Annotated in this window: 17 protein-coding genes; 6 read left to right on the forward strand and 11 right to left on the reverse strand. The window is 68.5% G+C overall.

The window, feature by feature from the left end:
* Positions 1–4: 4 nt before the first annotated feature.
* The 3 genes from WME82_RS37065 to WME82_RS37075 all read right to left on the reverse strand — a co-directional run bounded on the left by WME82_RS37065 (position 5) and on the right by WME82_RS37075 (position 5,814).
* Complete coding sequence (locus tag WME82_RS37065) at positions 5–1,555, reverse strand: DUF1592 domain-containing protein (RefSeq protein WP_438039175.1); 1,551 nt, start codon at positions 1,553–1,555, stop codon at positions 5–7.
* Positions 1,556–1,950: 395 nt separating this feature from the next.
* Positions 1,951–3,573 (reverse strand): DUF1552 domain-containing protein, encoded by a 1,623-nt coding sequence (locus WME82_RS37070; RefSeq protein ID WP_438039176.1) that lies wholly within the window; start codon positions 3,571–3,573, stop codon positions 1,951–1,953.
* Positions 3,574–3,750: 177 nt separating this feature from the next.
* Positions 3,751–5,814, reverse strand: a complete 2,064-nt coding sequence (locus tag WME82_RS37075; protein ID WP_438039177.1) for an O-linked N-acetylglucosamine transferase family protein — start codon at positions 5,812–5,814, stop codon at positions 3,751–3,753.
* Positions 5,815–6,548: 734 nt separating this feature from the next.
* Here WME82_RS37075 and WME82_RS37080 point away from each other — a divergent pair.
* The gene (locus tag WME82_RS37080) at positions 6,549–6,977 is read left to right on the forward strand and encodes a hypothetical protein (RefSeq protein ID WP_438039178.1); all 429 of its coding nucleotides are present in this window, start codon (positions 6,549–6,551) and stop codon (positions 6,975–6,977) included.
* 86 nt (positions 6,978–7,063) lie between these two features.
* Here WME82_RS37080 and WME82_RS37085 read toward each other — a convergent pair whose 3' ends face one another.
* The 3 genes from WME82_RS37085 to WME82_RS37095 all read right to left on the reverse strand — a co-directional run bounded on the left by WME82_RS37085 (position 7,064) and on the right by WME82_RS37095 (position 11,358).
* The gene (locus WME82_RS37085; RefSeq protein ID WP_438039179.1) at positions 7,064–7,837 is read right to left on the reverse strand and encodes a hypothetical protein; all 774 of its coding nucleotides are present in this window, start codon (positions 7,835–7,837) and stop codon (positions 7,064–7,066) included.
* Between the two features lie 196 nt (positions 7,838–8,033).
* Positions 8,034–9,665, reverse strand: coding sequence for a DUF1552 domain-containing protein (locus WME82_RS37090; RefSeq protein ID WP_438039180.1), 1,632 nt, complete (start codon positions 9,663–9,665; stop codon positions 8,034–8,036).
* A 19-nt stretch (positions 9,666–9,684) separates the two neighbouring features.
* Positions 9,685–11,358 carry a DUF1592 domain-containing protein gene (locus WME82_RS37095; RefSeq protein ID WP_438039181.1) on the reverse strand — a complete coding sequence of 558 codons (1,674 nt, stop codon included), beginning with the start codon at positions 11,356–11,358 and terminating at the stop codon, positions 9,685–9,687.
* Positions 11,359–12,910: 1,552 nt separating this feature from the next.
* Here WME82_RS37095 and WME82_RS37100 point away from each other — a divergent pair.
* Positions 12,911–13,534 carry an FxLYD domain-containing protein gene (locus WME82_RS37100; RefSeq protein ID WP_438039182.1) on the forward strand — a complete coding sequence of 208 codons (624 nt, stop codon included), beginning with the start codon at positions 12,911–12,913 and terminating at the stop codon, positions 13,532–13,534.
* 250 nt (positions 13,535–13,784) lie between these two features.
* The gene (locus WME82_RS37105; protein ID WP_438039183.1) at positions 13,785–15,317 is read left to right on the forward strand and encodes a helicase HerA domain-containing protein; all 1,533 of its coding nucleotides are present in this window, start codon (positions 13,785–13,787) and stop codon (positions 15,315–15,317) included.
* 75 nt (positions 15,318–15,392) lie between these two features.
* Here the strand turns inward: WME82_RS37105 and WME82_RS37110 are convergent, their stop codons facing one another.
* From WME82_RS37110 to WME82_RS37130, 5 genes are all read right to left on the reverse strand, one after another.
* Entirely contained in the window at positions 15,393–17,024 is a 1,632-nt protein-coding gene (locus WME82_RS37110; protein ID WP_438039184.1) for a serine/threonine protein kinase, read from the reverse strand.
* A 195-nt stretch (positions 17,025–17,219) separates the two neighbouring features.
* On the reverse strand, positions 17,220–18,821 hold the full coding sequence (locus tag WME82_RS37115; RefSeq protein ID WP_437741225.1) for a DUF2254 family protein: 1,602 nt from the start codon (positions 18,819–18,821) through the stop codon (positions 17,220–17,222).
* Positions 18,822–18,987: 166 nt separating this feature from the next.
* Entirely contained in the window at positions 18,988–20,094 is a 1,107-nt protein-coding gene (locus tag WME82_RS37120) for a hypothetical protein (protein WP_438039185.1), read from the reverse strand.
* A 267-nt stretch (positions 20,095–20,361) separates the two neighbouring features.
* Positions 20,362–20,697 (reverse strand): hypothetical protein, encoded by a 336-nt coding sequence (locus tag WME82_RS37125; protein WP_438039186.1) that lies wholly within the window; start codon positions 20,695–20,697, stop codon positions 20,362–20,364.
* Positions 20,694–21,194 (reverse strand): hypothetical protein, encoded by a 501-nt coding sequence (locus tag WME82_RS37130; RefSeq protein ID WP_438039187.1) that lies wholly within the window; start codon positions 21,192–21,194, stop codon positions 20,694–20,696. The genes WME82_RS37125 and WME82_RS37130 overlap by 4 nt, the downstream gene beginning before the upstream one ends.
* A gap of 407 nt (positions 21,195–21,601) precedes the next feature.
* On the opposite strand from WME82_RS37130, the gene WME82_RS37135 reads away from it, so the two are divergent.
* The 3 genes from WME82_RS37135 to WME82_RS37145 all read left to right on the forward strand — a co-directional run bounded on the left by WME82_RS37135 (position 21,602) and on the right by WME82_RS37145 (position 24,826).
* On the forward strand, positions 21,602–22,300 hold the full coding sequence (locus WME82_RS37135) for a tetratricopeptide repeat protein (protein ID WP_438039188.1): 699 nt from the start codon (positions 21,602–21,604) through the stop codon (positions 22,298–22,300).
* 64 nt (positions 22,301–22,364) lie between these two features.
* Positions 22,365–23,780: a protein-disulfide reductase DsbD family protein gene (locus tag WME82_RS37140; protein WP_438039189.1), complete on the forward strand. Its 1,416-nt coding sequence runs from the start codon at positions 22,365–22,367 to the stop codon at positions 23,778–23,780.
* 41 nt (positions 23,781–23,821) lie between these two features.
* On the forward strand, positions 23,822–24,826 hold the full coding sequence (locus tag WME82_RS37145; protein ID WP_438039190.1) for a hypothetical protein: 1,005 nt from the start codon (positions 23,822–23,824) through the stop codon (positions 24,824–24,826).
* The last annotated feature ends 4 nt before the right edge of the window (positions 24,827–24,830 follow it).

The raw sequence follows: 24,830 nt of genomic DNA on the forward strand, positions 1-24,830 counted from the left end.
CTTCTCAATTCCCGAAGATGGTGCGCAGGCGGAACGAATCGGCCTGGGTAAGATCCGTGAGCAAATTGATGATGGTGTAGCCGTCGCTCGACAGCTTGTCGCTGAGCTCGTTGACGGTGCAGGCGTCGTTCGTGTTCGGCACCCTCCGGCGGGCCCAGGAGACCCACTGCTCGGCATAGTGACGCTTGGCGATCGCACCAGCACCGAGCTCGGTCATCATCTCGAGGGGAGTCGTGATCGTCTTGGTGTTGGTGTCGCTGAAGTAGACGTCGCCCGTCGCGTTGATGTCGCCGCCGAGCGGATCCTTCGTCTGCACCTTGCCAACGGAGTCGAACCTCTCGAGCACGAAGCCCGGCGGGTTGACGAGCTTGCTGTGGCAGTCGACGCACCCCGCAGGGGAGGTCAGCGCCTCGATGGCCTCACGCTCCGTGGAGAACGGGCCCGGAGGCCGCGGCGTCTGGTCCGCGCCGGGCGTCGGCTTCAGGGTGAGCCCGAGCAGCCTGTTGGCGACGTACGCGCCCCGGAGGATCGGGCTCGTGGCGCCGAAGGACGAGTAGGAGCTCAGGAACCCGACGCGGGTCAAGAACCCCGGCCGCTCGTTCGGGTCGAGCTCCACCCGCGTCAGCTCCGCGCCATAGTCGGCGGCGTTGAGCCCGTAGATCGGAGCGGTGTCCTTGTTCACGTAAGCGACGTTGCTGAGGAAGATGTCCTTGAACGACCCCCCCTCGAACGCCACCTCCTCGAAGAAGGCGTCGATCTCAGCCAGCATCGGAGCGACGATGTCCGGAGAGTAGTCGGGGAACTTGGTCGTGTCGTGCTCGACCTGTCCCCAGTGCGAACCCTCACGAACGTCCGCATAAGCACGATGGAACAGGGCCACGATCGGCGCCGTCTTGGTGCGGTCCTGAACCATCCGCTCCGCCTGCGCGAGGATCTGCTCCCTGGTGGTGAGCTGACCCGCGTCTGCGGCGGTGTTCAAGGCGTCATCCGGAATGGAGCCCCAGAGCAGGAACGCGAGCCTCGTCGCCACCTCGTGGCTGGAGAGCTTGATGGCGCCATTCTCCGTGTCGTCCGTCAGCTCGGGGACCATGATGAACGAGGGCGAAGCGAGCATGGCGAAGAGGATGGCCTCGGCGACCTCCGCGGGCGTGCCCTTGGGCTCCAGCGCGTTGAACCGCATGTAGCGCTGCACCTCTTCGTCCGTCACCGGGCGGCGGAAGGCCTTGCGGCCGAAATCGCGGATCGTCGACTCGAGGCACCCGGCCGCCGCCGGATCGCAGGCGATGAACTTGGACTTGTTCGCCCCAGCCATCACCTCGGCGGCGATGCTCTCGGCGGCCACGAGGTAGGAGTTCCAGGCGATGTCCGTCATGCTGCCCTCGAAGTCGGACACGAGGAGCGAGGACGGGTTGCCCGTGGGAGCGTTCGGCACGCTCGTCACACCGAGCAGATCCCTCACCACCGCGTCGTACTCCCGGTTCAAGAGCCGCGGGACCTGAGACGTCGCCCAGATGCCGGGAGTGCAGACATCCGGGTCGCCGGGGTCCGGCTCCACCGGCCCGCCCCCCGTACCGGTGCCAGATGTCTCCCCGCCACCGGAGGAGACCCCAGGTTCACCGGGTGCTATCTCGCCAGTGCAACCAGCGAGAAAAGTTGATGACGTCAAAAATGTTGCCGTACCAATGTACGCTAGTTGCCGCAGCGTTCGCATAATATGACTATCCCCGGCCTGCGTCGCGCTGATCCCCCTGCGCATGATTCCAACGCTGGCCCAACCGGCGAGCCCCCGACTCGGGGAGCTGGCGCCCGCACGCGCTGCAGAGGCCGCCCGTGTGGTGGAATCTTCGCGAATGGCTTTACAAGAACATGTCACGGGCGCGAAGCCGGAGCACCCCGCGTACGCGGCGCATTCATCCCTCGAGGGCGCGACAGGCTCGGGAACGAGACCGCTCAGGCGTTCGCCCTGAGCGCGGCGAACTCGCCTGGATCGTGGATGGTGGGAGGATTGGTCCCGCCACCGATGAAGTCTTCCGTCCGGTCGTACATACCGAAGTGTGTCACCGGATCCGAACCGCCCGGTGCCGGGAAACCATCCGTGCCTGCCTTGATCCCGAGGGCGTTCATCAAGTTGCAGAAGTACTTGTTGATCGGCGCGTTGGCGAGCGACGGATCGGTCCCCGTTTCCTGGGAGATCGCGTCGACCTGGTCCGACGTGCCATCGACACATGTGATCTCGCTGTTGCCGGTCGTGAGATCGGGCGAGCCGTCGTCGACGTTCACGGCCCAGCCGGTCTTGAAGTAGCCGCCGGCGCCGCCAGCCTGGAGGATCGGCAGGTTGTTGAGGTTGCGGGCGCAGCCGTCCGACGCGTCCTGGAACCAGACGGCCGCGCAGTTATCGAGGAGCGTCCCGTCGCCCTCGTCGATCTGGTTCAGCTGCTCGACGAGGTGGGCGAACTTCCTCGCATAGTAGTCGTCGATCTTGAGGAGCATGTCGATCACCCCCGGGACGCAGGTCCCCGTCATGTTCGCACTGTCCAGGCGACCCGAGATACTGGCGCTCTCGTACTCCAGGCCGAGCCCCCGGAAAAGGAAGTTCCCGGGGTACTTCAGGAAGATGACGGGGTTCGCGTTGCACGCCGCCGCGAGCACGGCGAGGTTCGAACAGAGGTCCGCTCCGTCCAGACCATCCGAGATTCGCCGCGTCAGCCGGTCGTCGACGCTCGGGGTCGTGTTCGCCAGGTTGACGTTCTCTTGCGTCGCGCCGAGCGCCGTGGCGAGGGACGTGTCGCACTGCGAAGAAGCCACCACGCTTCCTGTCGCGTTGAGGAGTTCCTTCCAGGCTGCGAGCTTCTGCTTGTCGGCGCGGCTCATGTCGAGCCGCTCGAGCCTCTGCAGATCATCCTTCACGATGTCGAGGATGCTCTTGCCGCGCATCGCCGCGTAGGTGTCCGGAGACGTCGGCTTCCCCGCCTCGAAGACGCCCGTGAGGCTGCTGAAGGCCTGTGACACGTTGAGGCCCTTGAAGGGGGTCTCGGCGGCGGAGTAGGAGATCGCCGAGAAAGCACCGTCATTCTGACCAGCCGTGTTCAAGAGCAGCGGAGTGCCTTGCGGGCTGAGCTGTCGTGCGATGACGTGGTCCAGCGAGGGACCGGTCGGTCTGGCGTTGAACTTCGTCGCTTGATCGAAGCTGAACGGGTCGTTGCTGTTGGGAGTGACCGGGTGGCAAGTGAAGTACGACCCGTTCACCTGCAAGTGGCGATCGTTCCCCTGCCCCCGATCCATCCTCACCGTCCACTCGTTCATCGCGCGGATGCCTCGGGGCATGAGGAGCTTGTCGACGTAAGGCGCCAGGTGCTTGAGCGTCGTCGACTGGAGGTCCGCGGCGGTGAGCGGGCCGTGCGACTTCTTCGGGAACCACCGCGTCGTGATGCAGCCATAGTGCGTGTACATCACGATCAGCCGCTTCGGTGGCGTGACCGGCTGCGCCATCGCGGTGCGGTCGACGAGCGAGCCGAGGAACGGCGCCGCGACACAAGCCCCACCCAGCCCCCGGAGGAAGATTCTTCGGTTCACGCGCTTTGTCATGGCCGTATTTTTCCCGCCTCAATGGATACAAACGCCCGGCTGCCCCTCGGAACGCCCTCCGAATGCCCGCGCCTGCGGCGTCTCCATCACCCCTACAATGCCCGCAGGCGCGTGAACGTATTTGTATTTCGCCCGGCCAGCCGCGTTCGTCGGGCGCCCCTCGCCTCAGGCTCGAGCGCAGAAACGGCGCCAGATGTCGCGGTAGATCGACTCGAGATTGCGGGCGAAGCGGGGGCCGTCCATCAGCGGCGACTGCTTCACGCGATCGCGCAGCGTTCGGCGAAGCTCGCCGAGGTGCTCGAGGTCCTCGGCGAGCGAGCTGGCGACCCGAACGTAGTCTTCCGGCGTCGACGCGATGAGCTCCGGCAGACCCAGGTTCATCGCCTGGCAGACGCCGGCGCGGCCGACCACGGTTTCACCTGCGAGGGTCACCACCGGGACGCCCATCCACAGCGCGTCGAGGCTCGTGGTGTGGCCGTTGGAAGGGAACGTATCGAGACAGATGTCGATCTCGCGGTACCTTCGCAGATAGTCGAGCCGCCCGCACCGATCGACGAACTCGATCCGATCGAGCTGGACGCCCCCTTCCTCGAAGATCGAGCGCACCCGGTCCCGCGCCCTTCCCTGAGGCGCCATGAGCGTGAGCCGCGATCTGGGCACCGCGGCCAGCACCCTCGTCCAGACATGAAGCACCCCTTCATTCACCTTCCGGAAGTGGTTCAGGCAGCCGAAGTTGACCCTCCCCTCCGCGAGAGCGGGGAGAGCGCTCACGTCGGGCACGTCGGTGAGCGGGTCGTAGCACCAGAAGGAGTCGGGGAGCCGAAGGGTCTCCTCCGTGTAGACGTCCGTGCTTGCGCCGGGGGGATCGAGGAAGGGATCGGACAGACGATAGTCCATCGATTCGAGGCCGGTCGTCCCGGGGTACGCCAGCCAGCACACCTGAAGGGGAGCGGGCCGGCGGGCAAAGACCAGGACGCGGCGGTCAGTCATATGCATGGTGAGATCGACCAGGATATCGATCTGATCCCGTCGAATGACCTCGGACAGGGCAGCGTCGTCCAGCGCCGCGACCTCGCGAAAAACGTCGGCATGACCGCGAATGCGATCCGTCAGGTTATCCGGCTTGTCCGTGCTCGAGTAGCAGAAGATCTCGAACTGCCGGTGGTCATGGTTCTGGAACAGTGGGATCGTGAAGAGAGACTGGACGTGCGTTCGGAAGTCGGGTGACACGTAACCGATGCGGAGCCGCCGATCGGACGAGCGATCGGTCTTGTGAGGGGGAGCCTGCGCGGTGAGGGGGCGGGCATGCCGGGCATTCCACGCGCGCGCCTCGGCGAGGATGTCGCCCTCGGTGACGTTCGGCCAGAACGGCATGTTGAAGAGAAGAGCGCTGTGCGCAGCGGGGTCGTCGGGACACAGGGCGACCGCTTCGCGGTACATCGCCTGGGACTCGTCGAGGAGCCCCGACTCGCCGAGCGCGGCGGCGAGATAATCCCGAGCGACATGGAAGTTTCGGTCGATCTCGAGCGCTCGACGCAGATCGTCGATCGCTTCGTCGAAACGGCCGGCATCCGCGTGAATCGCGCCGAGCGCAGTGTACGCGTTGGCCATCCGCGGATTGAGCGTCAGCGCCACGCGGTACCAGGCCGCCGCGTCGTCCGACCGGCCGCCGAGGCGCAATGTCTCGCCGAGGGCCGCCAGGGCATCGGATGCGCTCAAGCTCGACTCGGGGCTGCGCGTCGCCGCCGGACCGACCCCGGCGGCAGACGCACCCCGTTGGTCCCTCAGGCTCGCGAGGCGCTCGCCAGCCTGCAATAACCCAGGTTCGAGATCGCGGGCGCGCTCGTAGCACGCCGCCGCCGCGTCCAGGTCCCCTTGCTCCTCGAAGGTGAGAGCAAGGTTGAACACCGCTTCGGCGAAGTCGGGCTTCCGCGCGACGGCCATGAGCAACACGGCGACCGCCTGGGGTCTCCGGCCGAGGCAGCGATACACGTCGCCGAGATGCGACAGGTAGAGGGCGTTGTTCGGGGCGACGCGGACGGCTCGCTCGAGGAGCGCGGCGGCCTCCGCGAGCCGACCGGATTGGACGGTGATCACGCTGAGAAGAAGCAGCGCGTCGCCATGCCCGGGCGCTTGCTCGAGCGCGCCGCGATAGAGGAGCTCTGCGCGATCGACTTGCCCGGCCCGATGAAACTGCACTGCCAATTCGAAGAGCGAAGCGGCGGTCACGGGGAGTTCCTTGTCGAAAGAGTGCGGGATCTCGCTGAGCAGGATGGCTGCGCCCTGGCGCTGAGCGCAAGCCGGTTTTCATGTCGACCGGCCCGTCCAGCATGGCTGTACGATGGGAGGGCCACTTCGAGGAGCTTGACTTTCGGATCGCGCTTGGAGCTCCTCGCCCCTCCCGACGTTGATCGTGCCGGACCAGGTCAAGCAACCGAGCTCGGGCGGGACGCCTGGCGCGGCGAAGAGCCCTGCTGACATGGTGCGACGAGGAGCAACGACGCGACGCGCCCGCGTCTGCCTGGTGACGGGAGGTCTCGAGAGGCGCTCAGCGCACGTGAGACCGGCTTGAGCGCACAAGGCACGAGTGCCAATCGACCCGTACAGCATGGCTGTACGCCAGGATGGCCTCCACGAACCGCTTGATTTTCGGGTGGCGTTTGCTCATTCTATCCGCACAAGAGGACGTTCCACGTCTCGCGCAGCTCTTGCCTGGGGGCGACGTGGCTCGCGCGTCGCCTCTGCAATCCGAAGCTCGAAGCCTTTTGCTTCGATCCACGGGAACGAGAGCTAAACCTTCTCTCTCACCATCCTCGTCGTGAACCATGAAATTTCGATTCTCAAGCTTCATCGCGGCAGCATTCGTCGCCATCCTGTCACCGCTTCCAGGCTGCTCCGACGACCCTGACGATACCGGCGCTGGAGGCGCCGGCGGCACGGATGCCGGAAGCACGAGCGCCAGTGTGTCTGCCTCGAGCGCGGTCGGGTCCGGCGGTTCGGGCGGGGCTGGCTCGACCAGCGCGAGCACCGGTGGCGACGGCGGCTCGACCGGCGGCGGCAGCGGGCAAGCACCGACGTTCGAGACGTTGCAGTTCGTCATACAAAACGCGTGCTTCGGGGCAGGTTGCCATAACGACGATATGAACCCCCTGAACTTGATGGTCGACGGAGAGCTCCACATGAGGGTGAGCTCCCACGTAACCAAGAATTGCGGAGATCTCGTCGACACCGAGAATCCGGAAGAGAGCGCGCTCATCAAGATCCTGAAGGGGCCGTGCGGCGGAACTCCGCGAATGCCCCTTGAGTGCGTCAACGATGGGGATGCCAAGTGCATACCCCCCGACTACATCGAAGCGCTCACGCAATGGATCGCGGACGGCGCGCAGGAGTAGCCGGGCTTGGCGAGTAGCCGCCGACGGGTTGCGGCGCCCCACGGGCGCATCGTGTCATGGGACAGCCGAGCGACCCGTCGGATGGTCTACTGCTTTGCCATCGCGCCTGCCGGATATGCCGCTTGATCAGCTCCGGGCATGTCCACGGTGTTCGTCTCGAAGGCCCAGCTGCCACCCGGCGGAATCTGGACTGTCCCGGTGGCGATCGCGACGCCGAGCGGGCGCCCGACGCGATTGACTGAGAAGACCGTGACAGAGGGATCGCTCACCGCCACGTCGAGCCCGTTGAAGAGCGTGCCCGTGTACACCGTGCCGGCGCCACCCGTCACGGCCTTCACTTCGCTGGCGCTGAGGCCATCGATGGGAACGACGTCGAGAGCGAAGTAGGGGCACCGGTAGACGACGTATCCCACATCTTCGATCACGATGTCCGGGGGCAGATCCGTCACCGAGGTCATGGTCACGTCACCTGGACCCACGCACGCAGCGATCGCGTCCGAGCCATCCGTGACTCGATAGAAATGCTGAGTCAGCAACCCGTTGATCCCAGATGCCAGGGACTGCTGAGCCTTGTTGTAGAGCTCGACGGAGAGGGCAGCGCTGCAGGCCGGGGTATCCCCGTCGTTCCTCAAGGCGGCGTAGAGCTCGGTGTTGGTCGGTCCTTTGCGGAGAGTTAGCGCGATCACGTTGAGCACGCCGTTCCCGCCGGGGAGCGCCATGATGGTGAGGTCTTCGGGGACGATGAGCGCCTCGTCACCAGTGTCCCCGCCCACCCCGGCGCCGTCGCTCGCCTCGCTCGAGCAGGCCAGCGGGACGAGCACAGCAGCAGGGATGAGGAAACGCTTCGCCAGCATGAACATGAGAAGGGATGTCCAGCCTATCGCTGCCCGCCATCGTTGGACAGCACGGAGTCGCGCCGTGAGGCGCACCACGAAGAGCGGCAACTTCGCGATGCCCGCGGTCGCCGACCGTGCACAAGCGCAAAGACCCCTTCGGTAAGAAGGGGTCTTTGGACCCGAGCTCGTCGGGGTGTTCAGGACCTGGCGCCGAGAGTGCTCAGGCCTTGAGCTCCGTGAACCCGCCCGGATTCTTGATCGAGGCGCCGGCTACTGCGCCCTTGCCACCGATGAACTCTTCCGTCTTGTCGGAATAGCCGAACTTGGTCACCTCCGCGGAGCCACCCTTCGCGGGGAAGCCGTCCGCGCCCGCCTTCACGCCCATGGCGTTCATGATGTTGCAGAAGTACTTGTTGATCGGCGCGTTGCCGACCTTCGGATCGGTCCCGGTGCCCTGGTTGATACCGTTGACCTGGCCGCTGCCGTTGGCGCACTGCGACTCGCTGTTGCCGTTCGTCGGTGTCGACGCGGGGTCAACGTTGATGATCTGACCGGTCTTGAAGTAACCGCCGCCGCTACCGGCCTGGATGATCGGCGCGTTGTTGAGGTTGTGCGCGTTGCCGTCCGACATCTCGTTGAACCAGATAGCGACGCTGGTGTCGAGGACCGTCTGCCCATTGCCCTGGGGGATGCTGTCGAGCATTCCGACGAGCTTCGCGAACTTCTGCGCGTAATAGGTGTCCACCTTGACGAGCCACTCGAGCGCGTTGGGCAGGCAGCTGCCGGTCATGCCGGCGTTGTCGAGGCGGTGCGACAGGGAGTGCGACTCCATCGTGATGCCGAGCCCCTTGAAGTTGTAATTTCCCGGGTACTTCAGGAAAATGACGGGGTTGGCGTTGCAGGCGGCCGCGAGCGCCGCGATGGCCGAGCTGATATCCGCTCCATCCAGATCGCCGGAGACCTTGGTCGTGAGGACGTCGACGCCCAGGCCGCCCGACGACGCCTTGGAGGCGTTCGCGGACGTCGCGCCGAGCATCGCGCCGAGCTCCTCGCTGCACTGCGCGGAAGCCACCACGGTCCCCGTCTGGTTGAGGAGCTCCTTCCAGGCCGCGAGCTTGCGCTTGTCGGCCTGGCTCATGTCGAACCGCTCGAGCGTCTGCAGATCGTCCTTCACGAGGTCGAGGATGCTCTTGCCGCGGAGCGCCGCGTAGGTGTCCGGATTCATCGGCTGCCCCGTCTGGAACAGGCCCGTGAGGCTGCTGAAGGCCTGCGACGCGTTGAGACCCCTGAAGATGGTCTCGGCGGCGGAGTAGGAGATCGCCGACTGAGAGTTGTCATTCTGGCCAGCCGTGGCGATGAGCAACGGCGTGCCCTGCGGGCTGAGCTGCTGGGCCATGATGTGATCCAGCGAAGGACCGACAGGCTTCGCGTTGAACTTCGTCGCCTGGTTGAAGCTGAACGGGTCGTTGCTGTTCGGAGTGACCGGCTGGCAGGTGAAGAACGACCCCACGATCTGCGTGTGGGAGTCGTTCCCCTGTCCGCGCTTCATGTTGGAGGTCCACTCGTTCATCGAGCGGATGCCGCGCGGCATGAGGAGCTTCTTCGCGTAGGGAGCGAGGGCCGCGAGGCTCGTCGACTGGAGGTCAGCAGCCGTGAGCTCACCCTGGGTCTTCGTGGGGAACCACTTGTTCGTGACGCACCCGTAGTGGGTGAACATCACGATGAACGCTTTCCCACCCGAAGCGGTCTGGGCCTTTGCGTCGCGCTCCCACACGGAGCTGAGGAACGGCGCGGCCAGGGCGGCTCCGCCCAGGCCACGAAGGAAGATTCTGCGGTTCAGTTGCTTGCTCATGGTCAAGTTTCCTCAGCTTTCACGGCGTTTCGCGGACGCGCACGCGGAAAGAATCCGCTTGAGTGAGATCGGCCAGCAGGTTGAGGATGCTGTAGCCCCCCTCAGCCAGCTTCATGTCGATCTGATCGACGACGCACTTATCTTTCCCGTTCGGATCCCGCCCGAAGGCATAGGAGACCCACGACTCAGCGTAAAGCTGCTTGGCCTTCTGAAGCTGAGCGATTTCCTGCATGAGCGCCAGCGGAGAGGAGATCTCCTTCACGTTACCGTCGCCGAAGTCGATGGTGTTCGTCGTGACGCTTGCGTCGATCGCACCACCAAGAGGATCGGTCGTCTGCCACTTTCCGATGCCGTCGAAGTTCTCCATCACGAATCCCGGAGGATTGATGACCGAGTGGCAGCCTTTGCAGGATGCCGGCTCCGTCAGCTTTTCGATCCTCGCGCGTTGCGTTGCGAACTCGCCCTGAACGGTCTGCATGGTGGCGCCGGGGATGGGCGGCCCCGGATTGACGCCGAGCAGGTACACCGAGATGAACGCGCCTCGCAGGATCGGGCTCGTGGCGTCGTAGCCCGCGTAGGAGCTCAAGAACCCGACGCGCGTCAGGAAGCCCGGCCGCTGGTTGGCGTCCAGCTCCACCTTGGTCAGCTCGGTGCCGTAGCTCGCAGGATCGAGCCCATAGATCGCCGCGTTGTCCTTGTTGACGAAGGCGACATTGCTGAGGAGGAGGTCGTCGAACGAACCGTTCTCGAACGCGATGTCTTCGAAGAAGGCGTCGAGCTCTGCCTGCCAGCTGGGCTTGGCGGCGTCGGAGTACAACGGATACGTCTCGGTGTCGTGATCCATCTTCCACCAGTGGGCGTTTCCATTGTTCATCTGCGCCCAGTTGCGGTGGAATGCCGTCACGAGCGGCCCGGTCTTCTCGCGCACAGCGATCATGCGCTGCGCCTGGGCCAGAATCTGCTCCTTGGTCTGGAGCTCGTTGCTGTCGGCCGCCGCGCTCAGCACCTCGTCCGGAGCGGAGCCCCAGAGCAAGTACGAAAGCTTCGTCGCCACCTCGTAGCTGGACAGCTTGATGCCCTGACCCGACGCATCCGCGTCGGTCGCCAGCTCGGGGAGCATGAGGAACGACGGCGACACGAGGAAGCCGACCAGCGTTGCCTCGGCGACCTCGGCGGGCGTCCCTGCCGGCGTAATCTGGCCCAGCTTCTGGAACCGCGCCACCTCCAGATCGGTCAGCGGGCGACGGAACGCCTTGCGGCCGAAGGTCTTGATGGTCTGCTCCAAGCAGCCGGCCGCCGCAGGATCGCAGCTGATGAACTTGGACTTGTTCGACCCAGCCATCACCGCCTTGGCGATCTTCTCGGCAACCTCTTGATAGAGACGCCACGCGTCAGGGGTCATCGGGCCGTCGAAGTCGTCGACGAGCTGCTCGGACGGCAGCTTGCTGTCGACGCTGGTGACGCCAAGGAGATCCCGCACCGTATTGTCGTACTGCCGGTTCAGCAGCCGGGGGATCTGGCTCGTGATCGGGATGCCGGGGATGCACTTCTCGGGGGGACCGTTGTCGGGCTCGTCCGTGCCCCCCGAACCGGTGCTGCCGCTGCCGCTGCCGCTGCCGGAGGTCTCCCCGCCGCCGGTGATCTCACCATCGCCGGGCGCTATCTCGCCGGTGCACCCAGCGAGGAAGGTCAATGAGGTGAAAAATGTTGTCGTACCAATGTACGATAGTTGCCGTAACGTTCGCATGACCTCACTATTCCCGGTCCGCGCCGAAGTGATCATGGGAGCGGATCAAAAGTTATGAATCAGTCCGAGGGTCGCCATCCGGGAGATCACGCGCGTCTGGCCGACCGCTTCCTCTGGAGACGTGATAGTGAAACGCCGGCGTACGAGCGGCGCCCTGATGCCCTCTTCGACCTCGAGAAACTGCCCGTTTGGCGCGCGGACGCCGAGTTCGCTGCGGATCAGCGACGCGCGCGGGCCGCTGCAGGGGCCGCCAAGCGCGTCATTGCGACGCGGCGCGGCGGCGCGATCGGAGCCATAAAAACGCTCTCCTCGGCGGCCCGTTGAGCTCGAGCGCCGCGGAATGGAGAGTACGCGTGGACCACGACACCGCACGAGACGCCGTCGACGGTCGGGGTATGTCCCTCGCCGTGCCCATCGATCACGCCGCAGCGCGGCGTTGACGTCGAGCCCTGCGCGCGCCGGCGGCGCGCGGGCGATTCAACCTTCCTCTAGATAGAGCTCCATCCGCGCGAGTTCTCAAACTAAAAAGTGCGCCCGCGAGATACAACCATGCTGGATAGCGCCAATGGGAACGGAGCATCTGTCGCCGGGCTCGAGCGGCCCATCGGCAGCAGTTAAGGAGCGCCCGACGAGAGCTCGCTCGGCCGCGAGAGGCCGGCGCTTCTTGCGCGGGCGCACGGGTCTCACGAATCCAGTAGGTCCCCAAATGTGCAACCATGGCATTCCAAACCTCGTGTCATTCGTGGGCAACGCGCCGCATCACCCGACGTGAGGACCATCACGCCAATCGGGTCATCTGCGGTCGGGGCGGTCACTTCTGGCTCGGAAAGCCGGTTCTGCTCGCGACGTCGTCGACGCGGTTCATGGGAGGGCGCGGCCTCCCCTTCCTCCGCGGCCTTCGCGAGAGCGGGCGCGCGGCCCCGCTCGACCAGGCGTTGGGTCGATGATGTGCGGGTGTCGACCGGGCGCGTCGAGGCGCTCGTCGAGGAGATTCGCCCGGCGGCCGCTGAGAACGCGGGGGCTACGGCGGATGAAGACTCGGTGTCGTCGTCGTGGAGTCGTGGGCTTGTGGACTTGAATACTCGCTCTCCAGGCTTCAGCAGGTTGGCGCTTGCCCGTGAGGCGGTGTGACGCTAGCGTGAGCCCTCGGAAGCCAGCTTCCCTGCCCCGCGCCCTCTGCACAACGATGCAATCGAAGTCCTTGGTCGTCATCGGGGCTGTCGCTCTTGCCCTCCCTCTCGCATGCTCGGCGAGCCCCCCCGATGATGGGGCGGGCAACGGCGGGAGCGGACCCGGCAGCGGCGGGGATACTGCCAGCGGCGGCTCGTCGGGGAGCGGTGGAGTCCTCCTGCCAGTCGGCGGAGCCGCGAGCAGCGGAGGCGGGGGCGGCGGCGAGGCGGGAGCTGGCTCGAGCGGCTCGGAGGCGGGCGGGGGCGGCCTGGGCGGGGACCCCGGCGAGGGCCTGCATTTCGTGCCGGAAGGCTTGTCCAGCACCGACATGGACGAGGAAGGGGCTGGGCTCAAGCTGGTTGCCTTCACCCTGGTGCAGGGGGCGACGGGCCCGGAGCTCTACGCCGCGGTCAGAAATGACGGGGAGACCCCGTCCTGCGACGCCGGCCTGATGTTTTACTTCATCGACAAGGCCGAACAGCTCGTGACAACCTGGGGCGGCAGCTTGCTCAGCGGTCGCCTCTATCGGCTGGACGACGGCTCTGGCGTGATGATCCCCTGCATCGGCCCGGGCGAGATCGCGATGACTGGCTCAGCGGATCTCCCAGGTGACCTCGTGATCGAGGAGCTCGGGTATCTGAAACATAGGTTTCCGGCATTCACCGTGGACGTGGTCCCTGTCGATGCCGTCAACGTCAGCGAGGTGAAGACCGTCGGCAGAGGCGCCGGGAGCGCCTACATGGGCACGCTCGAGAACCGACTCGATGTGGCAGTGAGCGATCCCAAGATAACGGTCTTCCCGGTGAATCGAGTCGGACGACCGCTCGGCATGGCGACGAGCAGCGCGGCCGCCGACGTTCCGCCCGGCGGGATCTGGACCTTCGAGACGACTACCGTGGACGACGTCGGCGTTGGTCACGTCGCCTATCCGACGGTTTCGGTTCCTCCGTGAAGCGGGGTGCAGGTTCGTGTGGTACGGATTCGGCCGGGGGCAGGCGAATGAGGCGCAGGAAGGTACGCCGCAGCGAGCCGAACGGCGCGGATGAGCCCGTAGCGCGGGTCGCGCCCGATCGCAGAGAGGCGCGACATGCCCTGTGGCCTTTGACTCCGCCGCGATGCTGCCCCCGCCTCCCGCGCGTCCGCGCGCTCGCCTACAGTTCACCACGAGCGCGCCGATCCTACCCCCGGCCCGAAGCGACCCAGTGAGCCCCATCCTCTCCCTCTGCGACGGCTACGAGCTCGACCTCTCCGACTACGCGCGCACCGGGCTGCGGGTCGGCATCTGGGCCTCCTCCGGCCGGGGCAAGAGCTTCGGCGTCGGGGTCCTCTGCGAGGAGCTGCTCGCCGCCGGCATCCCTGTCGTCGCGATCGATCCCGAGGGGGAGCTCTACACGCTGCGCGAGCGGTTCCGCGTCCTCGTCCTCGGGGGCGCCCACGCGGACCTGCCGCTGCCCTCCGGCGAGCGCGCGGCGGAGATCGCGCTCGCGAGGGTGCTCGACGAAGGGCTCGGCCTCATCGTCGATCTGTCGGATCAGCCGACGAGCCGCTCCCAGCAAGAGGCCGCGCTCCCGTTCCTCGAGCGGCTCTGGGTCCTCCTCTCGGAGCGCCGCGCCCCGGCGGCCGTCGTGATCGAGGAGGTGCACATCTTCGCGCCTCAATCGGGCGCGTCGCTCACCTCGGACATCTTGCACCGGTTCGCGAAGCAGGGCCGCAAGCGCGGCGTCCTCCTCGTCGTCGCCAGCCAGCGCACGCAGGCGGTCTCGAAGGAGCTCATGAGCCAGCTGAATTTTCCCGCCATCGGCGGCTTCGAGATCGAGCGCGACTACGACGCGGTGAGGGCGCTCGTCGACGGGCACACGTTCGAGGAGTTCCGCGCGCTCCCGGCCGGCGAGTTCTTCCTGCCCGCCGCCGGGGGATTCGAGCGCTGGCGCGCCCGCCACACCGCCCACGGCGGCGAGGCGCCGAGCTGGACCGGTGAGCCCGGCGGCGTGCCGCGCGTCGCGGACGCCACGCTGAGCACGCTCCTCGACGAGCTGCGCGAGGCGCTCGCGGCCGAGAGCGCGAGCCAGCAAGGCCCGGATCCGAGCGCCGCGCTGCGGGCCGAGATCCGCCGGCTCCAGCAGCAGCTCGCCCGGACCGACGAGGCGCGCAGAGCCGCCGAGGCCGAGGCCGAGCGGCTGCGCACCGCGCTTCAGGTGGCCGGCGTCGTCAAGGTGGTGATCCAGAGCGAGATCGTGGCGCGCGTTGGCCATGGCGAGGTCGCGCAGGCGCCGGCGGCTGCCGCTCCGCGCGCCCCCGCGGCGCCCGCGCTCGGCGCGCCCATGGACCGCGTCCCGGGGGCGCCCGCGCTCCCCGCCGCCGCGGCGTCGGGCGGCGCGGCCGTGAAGATCATCGCGAAACCGGCCTCTCCGTCGCTCCGGGATCTCGCGATGCCGGCCGCCACGATGCTCGAGGTGCGCGGCGTCAAGCAGATGGTGAGCGCCGCGAGGAGCCACGCGCGGCGCCGATCCCCCCGGTCCGTGGCGCACGTCGCGCTGGCCGCGAAGCTGCTCGCCCGCGGCGCGGCGCTGACCGCGGAGGAGCTCGCCGCCCGCGGCGGCTCACGCAGCCAGGTCGAGATCCGGCGCGCCGCGCACGCGCTCACCGCGCTCGCCCGCGCGGGCTTCGCCTCGCTCCAGGGCGGCCGTCACGCGCTCAACGAGGCGGCCGTGCTCCGCGCGATCCAGAGCGGCTGACGAGAGGCGGCTCCGAGCCGAGCCCTGGCGGGGACGCCCAGACGCTCGCGGCGCGCAGGCGCCGCCCGAGCTGCGCTAGCAGTAGGAAACGAAGATCAGGCGGATCGTCGCCAGCGTCCCGAGCACGAACAGCCCTGCATAGAAGATCGTCCGTTTGCGCCGCAGCTGCTCGGCGCTGAGCCCGGTGGACGCGGGCTCCTCACCAGGCGCCGCCTCCCCGCCGACGTGCACCGCCGGCACCGCGATCGGCCCGCTGTTTGCCGGCGGCCTGCTCGCTCCAGGCGGCCTGCTCGCGACGGGCGGCGTGCTCGCTCCGGACGGCCTGCCCGCGACGGGCGGCGTGCTCGCTCCGGACGGCCTGCCCGCAACGGGCGGCGTGCTCGCCGTGGAAGCGACGCCGTTCGCAGCCTGGGCCGCGGCCAGCCCTCGCTGGAGCTCCCCCTCCGGCGTGGTCGACATCGCGTGCAGGCGCGGGCGCTGCGGAACATCGTCCGGGCCGTCGAAATCGAGGTACTGCACCGAGAGCGAGCCCGTCGCGGCGCCGAGAGGGAGCGGGGCGTCGCTTCGGCCCGCCGCAGGAACGCCGTGCCGTCCATCGGGCGACGACGGGCGGACCGACCTACGGTCAGCGGACGTGGTCGCGACCGCCGGCGCCTTTCGCCCGAGGCCCGGCGAGCTCTGTCTCGGCGCGCTCTCCGGAGGGAGTGACGGTGAGGCGCGGTGACCGGCGCCGCTCAGCGAGCCCGTCCTCGCGATGCAGGCCTCGACGTGCTCCTTCAGCTCGCTCCGGGCCTCTTCCTCGGCGCCGTGGCCCATGTCGCGGAGCACTTGCTCCAGATCGCCGGCCAGCCTGCCCGCGCTGGCGGTCCGCTTCTCGATGGAGAACTCGGTCGCCGCGTCGAGCGCAGCCGAGAGCCGCGCGCCCAGGTCGGGCAGGAGCTCGCGCGTGCGAGGGATCGGCAGCGACGCGACGCCCATGATCAGCTGCCTCTGCGTCTCGGCCTTGCGCACGCGGCTGCCGAGCAGCGCCTCCAGGAGCGTGATCCCCAGGGAGAACACGTCCGCGCGCCCGTCGAACGGCTCCCCGCGCGCCTGCTCCGGAGGCATGTACGGGAGCTTCCCCTTGAACACGCTGCTCTCGGACTGCTCGTCCGCGAGGCCCGGTATCCGCGCGACGCCGAAGTCGGTCAGGCAGACGCGGCCGTCCCGCCCGATCAGGATGTTGGACGGCGAGACGTCGCGGTGGACGACCGCGTAGCTCTGCCCTTCGTCCTCGCACAGGCTGTGCACCGCCTCGAGCGCCCTCGCCATCTCCCGGCCGATGTAGGCCACGGCGCGCGGCGAGAACGCGCCCACCTTCCTGAGCACGCGATCGAGGGCAGGGCCGTCGATGTAGTCGAGCGCGAGGTACACGGAGCCCTCGAATTCCCCGAACTCGACCAGCCGGACGACGTTCGGGTGATCGAGCCGCGCGATCACCAGGGCCTCGGCGAAGAACGACTCCCTCGCGCTCTCGCCGAGCCCTGGCCTCGGGACCAGCCGCTTCAGCGCGACGTGGCGCCGGAGGTCGGGAGGCCCCTCCTCGGCGAGCCACACCTCCCCCATCCCGCCCTTGCCCAGCATCCGGATGAGCCGGTACTTGCCGGCGAAAAGCTCCGGCGGCGGATCGGACTCGGCGTTCTTGCGACGCGGGCGGGAGGCGGGCATCTCGTGGTGTGCAGCGCTCGATCTCGACTCCGTCGAGGCTAGCCCTCCTGCTCGGGGTGGAGAGGGTGCAAGCAAGGCATGCCCGATCCTACCGCTGCCCGCGCGCCGCAGGAATCACCGCGTCGATGCCCGGCGCAGATCCAGCCTGCATGGACTGGGGCCCGCCTCACCGAGAGGGCGCCGCTCACGCCTCGCTCACTCCTGCGTGTGCTCCTCGCGGATCGGCTCCCGCATGGTCGTCGCCGGGAACCACTCGAAGAAGCGGTGGATGAGCTGGCGCCGCTCGGGCTCGATGTACTCGAACACGGCGCCCCGGTCGTTGATCTCCCAGAACTCGTTGCTCGTCACGGCCAGGAGCTCCGCGCGGATGGAGCGCAGCCTGTCGGGCCGCTCGTCGCGCATGTCGCGGTAGATCTTCCGCGCGAGCGCCTCCTCACCCTTCTGCAGGTAGTACGTGGCGAGCTTGACCTGCGCCTTGCGGACGCCGCGGAGCGACGGCTCCTGCTGATCGAGCTCCGCTTCCTTGTCCACCTCGAGGAAGAGCTGGAGCAGCTCGTCCCGGGCAGGTGCGTGCAGGTCGTACGCGCGCTCGTTGACCACGCAGAGATCGAACGCGACGGTCTCGGTGAGGAACGCGAGCCCCATCGCGTGCGCCGTCTGCGCGTAGTACTTGAAATGACGCGCGATCTCGAGGACCTGATCCCCCCACCCCGCCTTGAGCAGCTCCTCCGCGAGGTAGCGGTACTGGTTCAGGTTGTTGTAGGCCGCGGCGATGTCCTTCGCGTTGAGCGACCTGCGCATGTAGGTGTTGAAGAACTTCACGACGACCGCGACGGCCGCGCGGTCTCCAGCGGCGATGGCGGTCTGCCCGATGTAGCGCGTGTCGATGGCGATGCGCGTGATGAGGTCGGGCATCGCCGTGAGCGCCTCGCGATAGACCATCAAGAACTGGCGGAGCGCCTTGTACTCGAGCCAGGTCCGCGCGGTCGACAGCTTGCCGAGCGCCTCGGCGTTCATGCTCACGAAGTCGGTGTCCTTCGCGAGGCGATCGCGGATCTGGAACCAGCGCGGATCGAGCGTCGCCTTGTGGGGCAGGTACGCGACGACGAGCTCCGACAGCGAGTCGATCGTCTTCGACGCGATCCCCTTGTCCTTCTGGTCGATCGCGTTGAGCGCCACGTCGGCGAGCTGCTCCAGCGACGAGAGCGCCGTCACCCGGCGCTCGTCGACCTCGGCCTCACCCTCTCCGCCCGCGGGGCGCAGCGCCTGCTCGACGCCGCTCGTCTTGATCCGCCGGACCACGTTGTCGGGCTCGACGAAGTCGAACACGTACCCGAAGTAGGGCGCCATCATGAGCAGGCTCGCGGTGAGCAGCCCCATCGTGACGAGGACGCCGTAGACGGGGACGAAGACGTCCTCGGTCGGGGCGCCGCCGCCGACGCGGATCGAGAAGTTGACCCACAGCGAGAACACCGCGCTGACGACGAAGAAGCCCATCACGAGCATGTTCGTCCGGTCGCGGAAGAACATCTCGGTGATCCGCGGCGTGTAACGGTTCGCGGCGAGCTGCACGATGATGGACGCGACCGTGATGACGATGCCGAGGATGGCGGCGATGACCTCGCCGATGCCGCCCATGATGTGCTCGGCGTCGCTCGGCGACATGCGCGCGAACACCTCCCAGAGCGAGAGGTGCGCGTTCTCGTGTCGCGCGACGTCGAGCAGGTGGACGACGGCGAGGGTCGCGACGCTGACGCCCAGGAGATACGACATCGGCCGCAGCCAGATGCGGGCCATGGTCGCGCCCCTGCGACGCTGTCTATCCGCGTCGTCTGCGGTCCGATCGGGTCTCATCAGGTGACCGTCGCTCGGTCGACCTGCTTGCCGACCCGCCTGCCCTCCCGCTCCACGCTGCCCCCCACGCACCTGCTCCACGCGTCCGCCACGCCAGGCGGCAGCCCGGCTATTTCTTCTCCGGGGGGCTGTCGAGATCTTCCGCGAGGTAGCTGAGGATCACCTCGTCGAGCGATTTCTCGCTGATCAGGTCCTCACCGAAGATCGAGGCGCCCTCCGCCGGCCGGTTCGTCGCGAAGATGCTGGCCGGGCGCGAGGCCGCGTAGCGGCCGGAGCCAGGGCCGCCCGAGAAATGCTCGACCGCGACCTGGGGCGCGGGCGGCGCGACGGGCTGCTCGGGGTGGACATTGCTGTAGACCCCGGCGCCGGAGGCCGCGGACTCCGCCCGCCGCCCGATCACCGACGCAGGCGGCGGCGGGAGGTCCTGGATCTGCTGAAAGAACGGCGTCTGTGCCTCGGCTGCGGCGCGCTCCAGCGCGTCGAGATCGAGATCGATGGACGGTTGTTCGGGCTTGATCTCGGCGGGCGACGCCGGGCGTACGGCCCTGCCGGCGAGCGGGCTGGCCGCGCGCCCGCCGCCGAGCGCCTGGAGCGCGACGGGATCGAGCTCGAGCCGGGGGCGCCCGCCGGCCGAAGCGGGCGCCGGCTCGGCCGCCGGGGCGCGCGGCGCCGTGGCGAGGGGCGCGGCCGCTGGCCTTGCGGGCGGCGCGGCGGGCCTGGGCGCCGGCGTCGGCGCGGCTGCCGGCTTCGGGCGCGGCGACGCATCGGGCACGACGGGCGGCGTGAGGGGCCGGGACGGCGGGGGCGGCTTCGGCGCGCCCGTCACCTCGGGCGACGACGGCGACGACGCCCGCGCGGGCTTGCTCGCCTCCGAATGCGACGGGGCGGGGGCGGCGCCTGCGGACACGGCGCCTGCGGACACGGGCGGGGCGGCGGTGTCGTCGAAGAGGTAGTCGAAATGACCGTCGCGCAGGGCGATGAACATCGCCTTGTGCTGCTCCTTCATGAGGCCGCGGACCGTCTCCGCGAGCGAGGCCTGACCGACGTGCTCCGCGTACGAGGTCTTCGTGGTCTTGAGGATGCGCCCGCCGTCGGCGAAGAGGTGCGTGATGATGTGAGGATGGCGAATGCCCGAGTCCTCAGTCTGTATGTGGAACAACCGCCCCTTGTGCCGGACGTTGTTGTTGAAGCCGAGCAAGGGCGACGGGGCTTTCACGACAGGCAATCCGAGGGTGGGGAGGTGAGGAGATCGCGCCAGCGGGGAGCGCTCGCCACGGCCGAGACTATCACAGCGCGGCGCGCCCGGAACGATTCGCAGCGCGCCGGCGTCCCTTCACGTTCCTCCGCCGTTCTTCTGCCGTCCTCCGCCCGTCCTCCGCCCGTCCTCCGCCCATCCTCCGCCCGTCCTCCGCCGCTCCTTCACCGTCTCCTCGGCAGGGGAGCATGTCGGGGCTGGTCCTCCGCGGACCGCGCGCTGGTCGCGTCAGGGCAGACAGCGCTCCAGATCGTCCGCAGTTCCCGCCTGGAGGGCGCACGCCACCTCCGCCTGCGTGAGGTCGGCCTCGCAGCGGACGAAGCCGCGCTCCCCGGCGGTCGCGCGCGCCATCGCGGTCCTCTCGGCCACCTGGGAGGCAGCGGGCTCGGGGTTGGCCGCGCGCAGGACGAGCTCGACGTACCGATCGAGGAGCGCGGCGCACGCATCGGCGGACGGGCGTGGAGCGGCGCGGCGGAGCGCGGCGCGCCCCACAAGGATACCGAGCACCAGCAGGACGATCGCGAGGGTTGCCAGGACGTCGGCGCGGGTCGCGGGGCGCGTCACTCCAGACACTTATCGACCTGCTCCGGGGTCGTTGCCTGCCGGACGCACACCATCGCAGCATCGGTGATGCGGCGCCCGACGCACCTGTCGATGAGCTCCTTGCCGCGGGCGTCCCGCACCGCCGCCGTGCGCTCCTCGACGATCTTCGGGTCGACGACATTCTGCGCCCGGAGCTCGATCTCGGCGCTCCTCCGGAAGATGGCCTCGCACTCGTCGCGGCTGGCCGGGTGCCCGCACCCGGCCAGGAGCGGCAGGCCGGCGAGCAAGGCCAAGCATGGCGCGAGCCTGAGGACCCGACCCAGGTTGAGGACCCGACCCAGGTTGAGGACCCGACCCAGGTTGAGGACCCGACCCAGGTTGAGGACCCGACCCAGGTTGAGGACCCGACCCAGGTTGAGGACCCGACCCAGGTTGAGGACCCGACCCAGGTTGCCGGAGACCGTGGAGACGGAATACCGCCTCCTTTGAAGGGAAGTTGAGCCAGGACGGCGACGCATGGCCGCGACGATGGCGCCACGCTCGGTGGGGCGCAACAAGGTCCAGCTGAAGCCGACAGCCCGTACTGGCGAACGACCAACCCCAGCCGGCACACCGCCGTCGTCCACGACCGGCCACCTGCCAGCCATGTGGCCCGAGTCAAGATGGAAACGTCGCGTATTGCTGGAACGCGTGTGCAGGTCTGTTAGAATTGCTTTCTGTGCGCAAGGCGAGCGAGCACGGTGACAGCGTGGGCGGCGCTCGATCCGTCCGTACGGGCTCCGGGGGTACGCGGCGACGCACGAAAGCGACGGCGCAGTCCGTTGCGGGCAGCGGGAATGACGCTGGCCCCAACGCTCCACGAGAGAAACGGCCGAGCAAGGCGCCGCGACGGCGCGCGCCCGCGGCGGCGCTGACAGCGGAGGAGATGTTGCGGCGCGCGCTGGGCGCGGCGACCCCGCGATCGCGCGCGATCTGGGCGCGGCGGGGCCTGTCGCTCCGGGGGCCGCTCGACAGGACGACGCAGGCCATGCTGCTGCGGCAGCTCTACCTCGCGTATTTCGAGACACGCCGCTTCGAGCGGGCAGCCGAGGTGGCGGAGCAGATCCTGGCGCTCGGCGTGCTGAGCGACGTCGCCCACCAGGACGCGGCGCGCGCGAAGCAGGCCCTCGGGGACATCGATGGGGCCGTCGGGCACCTCCGGCTGGCGGCGCGCACGGGGCCGGCGAGCCGGAGGGCGTTCCACTGGTGGACGCTGGGCAGCGTGTATCACCTGGCGCGCCGGTACGACGAGGCGATCGGCGCGCTCACGCGCGCGGCGCGCTGGGGCACGCGGGACAAGCCGCTCTACCAGGGGCACCTCGCCGTCGTGCAGTGCGAGAGCGGCAAGGCGGTGGAGGGGCTCGGCGCGCTGATCGATCGGCTCTCGGAGGTGCCGGCAGGCCAGGGTTACGGCCGGTTCGTGCTCGGGCAGATGGCCTACTTCGACCATCGCTGGGACGAGGCCAAGAAATACCTGGAAGCCTTCGTCCAGCGGAGCACCTCGGGAAGGGCCGCGGTCGCGATCGCGCTCGGCGCGGAGATCGAGGCGGCGCGCCGGACGCTCGCGTCCCTCGCGGAACGCTGATGCCAGCCTGAACGGACGGCGGCCCGCCGCACGACCCCGATCGCTTTGCTATAGAACCTTGGTGATGACCGCTTCGACTCGTTTCAAGGCAAGCGCCGGCGCCGCGCCGGCGGGTGTCCGACGCGGCGCGCGCGGCGCGCTCGGACGCGCTCTCCCGGCGCTGGCCGCGCTCGCCACGCTCGCGTCCCCGGCGCTCGCGCTGGCCGATGATCCGCGCGATCTCTTCACCCGCGGTCTGGAGGCTGGCCCGCTCTTCGCCGCGCTCGCCGCGCTCGGGGGCGGGCTGCTCACGTGCCTCACCCCCTGCGTGTACCCGATGATCGCCATCACGGTGAGCATCTTCGGGGCGCGGGAGGCGAAGTCCCGGCGCGAGGCGATGCTGCTCTCGACGAGCTTCGTGCTCGGGATCGTCGTGCTCTTCACGACGATGCTCGTGGCCGCGGCGCTCACGGGCAGCCTGTTCGGCGGCGTGCTCTCGAACAGGTGGGTCATCGTCGGCATCGCGGCGGTGTTCATCGCGCTCTCGCTGTCCATGTTCGGCGCGTTCGAGATGACGCTGCCGGACACCCTGATGCAGCGGCTCTCGCAGGTCGGGGGCATCGGCTACGGCGGCGCCTTCCTGCTCGGTCTGGTGAGCGGCCTCGTCGCTGCGCCGTGCACCGGGCCTGTCCTCACGGGCATCATTCTCTGGATCGGGAAGACCCAGAATGTCGGCCTCGGCGCGCTGGTCGGCGCGACCTTCTCCCTCGGGCTCGGCCTGCCGTTCTGGCTCGTCGGCGCCTTCGCGTTCGCGCTGCCGAAGGGCGGCAAGTGGATGCTGGGGGTGAAGTCGTTCTTCGGGATCGTGATGATGGTCGTCGCGCTCTATTTCCTGAAGACGACCTTCCCGGCGCTGTCGTCGCTCGCGCAGCCCACGCCGCAGTTCATGGCCGTCATGGCGGGCCTCGTCGCGGTCGGCCTCGCGCTCGGCGCGGTGCACCTCTCCTGGGACGACGGAGGCGCCGGCGTGAAGGCCCGCAAGGGGGCCGGGATCGCGCTCACGGTGGCCAGCAGCTTCCTGCTCGTCGCGAGCCTGGATCTGCCAAAGCTCGCCTCGCCCGTCCCGTCGGCGGTGGCCGGCGAGGCCGTGTCGCCGCAGCTCACGTGGCTGCACGAGGAGCCGGTGGCCGTCTCCAAGGCGAAGGCGGAAGGGCGCCCGCTGCTCGTGGACTTCACCGCGGAGTGGTGCGGCGCCTGCAAGCAGCTCGCGAAGGAGACCTTCTCGGATCCCCGTGTCATGGCCAAGGCGGCGCACTTCGTCGCGGTGAAGGTCGACGCCACGGACGACGAGGATCCGCAGATCGACGCGGTGAAGGGCAAGTACAAGGTCGTCGGCCTGCCCACGGTGGTGCTGTACGACTCCAGCGGCGCCGAGCGGAAGCGCTTCAACGACTTCGTCGGCCCGGACGTGTTCCTGGCCGCGCTCGAAGGCATCCAGTAGCGCGCTGCGCCTGGCAGCAGCGCGCCGCACACGCCGTCGGCATGGCTCAGGAGGACCGAACGCCGCGAGGAGGGAGCGATGGGCGCCGCGCCCATCGCTGCCAGGCCGCCACGAACACCCGCACCTTCCTGCTCGCCGCCCTCGCGCTCTGCGCCCTGCTCGTCGCAGGCTGCGGCGCTGCGGGGCCCACCACCGGGACCGTGGTGATCGGGGTGACGAGCGAGCTCCGCGCGGGCGCCGACATCGACCTGCTGCGCGTCGTCCTGCGGGCCGGCGGAGACGTGGTCCACGAGGACGCGCTGGCGCAGAAGAACGGGCAGCTGTTCTTCCCGCGGGAGTTCTTCTTCAGCGATCTCGAGGATGGCACGGCCGTGGAGATCTCCCTGGAGGCGTTCGGAGCGGAGGACGCCGAGGGTCCGCTGCTCACCCGCACCGCGTCGACCCGGGTGATCGGCGGCCGCACGCTGCTGCTGCGGGTGCGCCTCGAGCGGGAGTGCGTCGTCGCGCCCGGGGCGGCCACTTGCCCGGCGCCGCAGACCTGCGTGGCCGGCGGCTGCAGCGCCCCCGACGTGGATCCCCGGCAGCTCGAGCCCTACAGCACCTCGTGGAACGCGGGCGCGGAGCCGGACGTCTGCAAGCCGGCCGCCGGGGGCGAGCCGGTCGTCATCGTCGGGGAGGGGCAGGCCGACTACTTCCCGCTCGATGACCTCGACGAGGTCCAGGTGGAGGCTGGACCTCAAGGCGGCTACCACATCTTCGTCGCCATCCGTCTCAAGAACCTGCGCCGATCCGGCTCGCTCACCGTGGTGAACGGCATCGTGCCCGAGCTCGGCTATGCGATCGAGCCGCTCGAGGTCATCTTCACCCTGGATCCCGACGAAGGCGGCTTCTGCAAGCTCGCCGGGCTGCGGTTCCGGCTGGATGGCGAGCGGAAGATCGAGGAGCTGCTCGGGAAGGTCGTGGAGGTCGAGGTGACGGTGACCGATCCCGACGGAGACGCCGGTACCGGCAGGCGCGCGGTGACGCTCTCGCAGACCATCCTGTAGCCCT

Origin of the sequence: Sorangium sp. So ce128 (assembly GCF_051525245.1) — a bacterium.
GTDB classification, from domain to species: Bacteria; Myxococcota_A; Polyangia; order Polyangiales; family Polyangiaceae; genus Sorangium; species Sorangium cellulosum_B.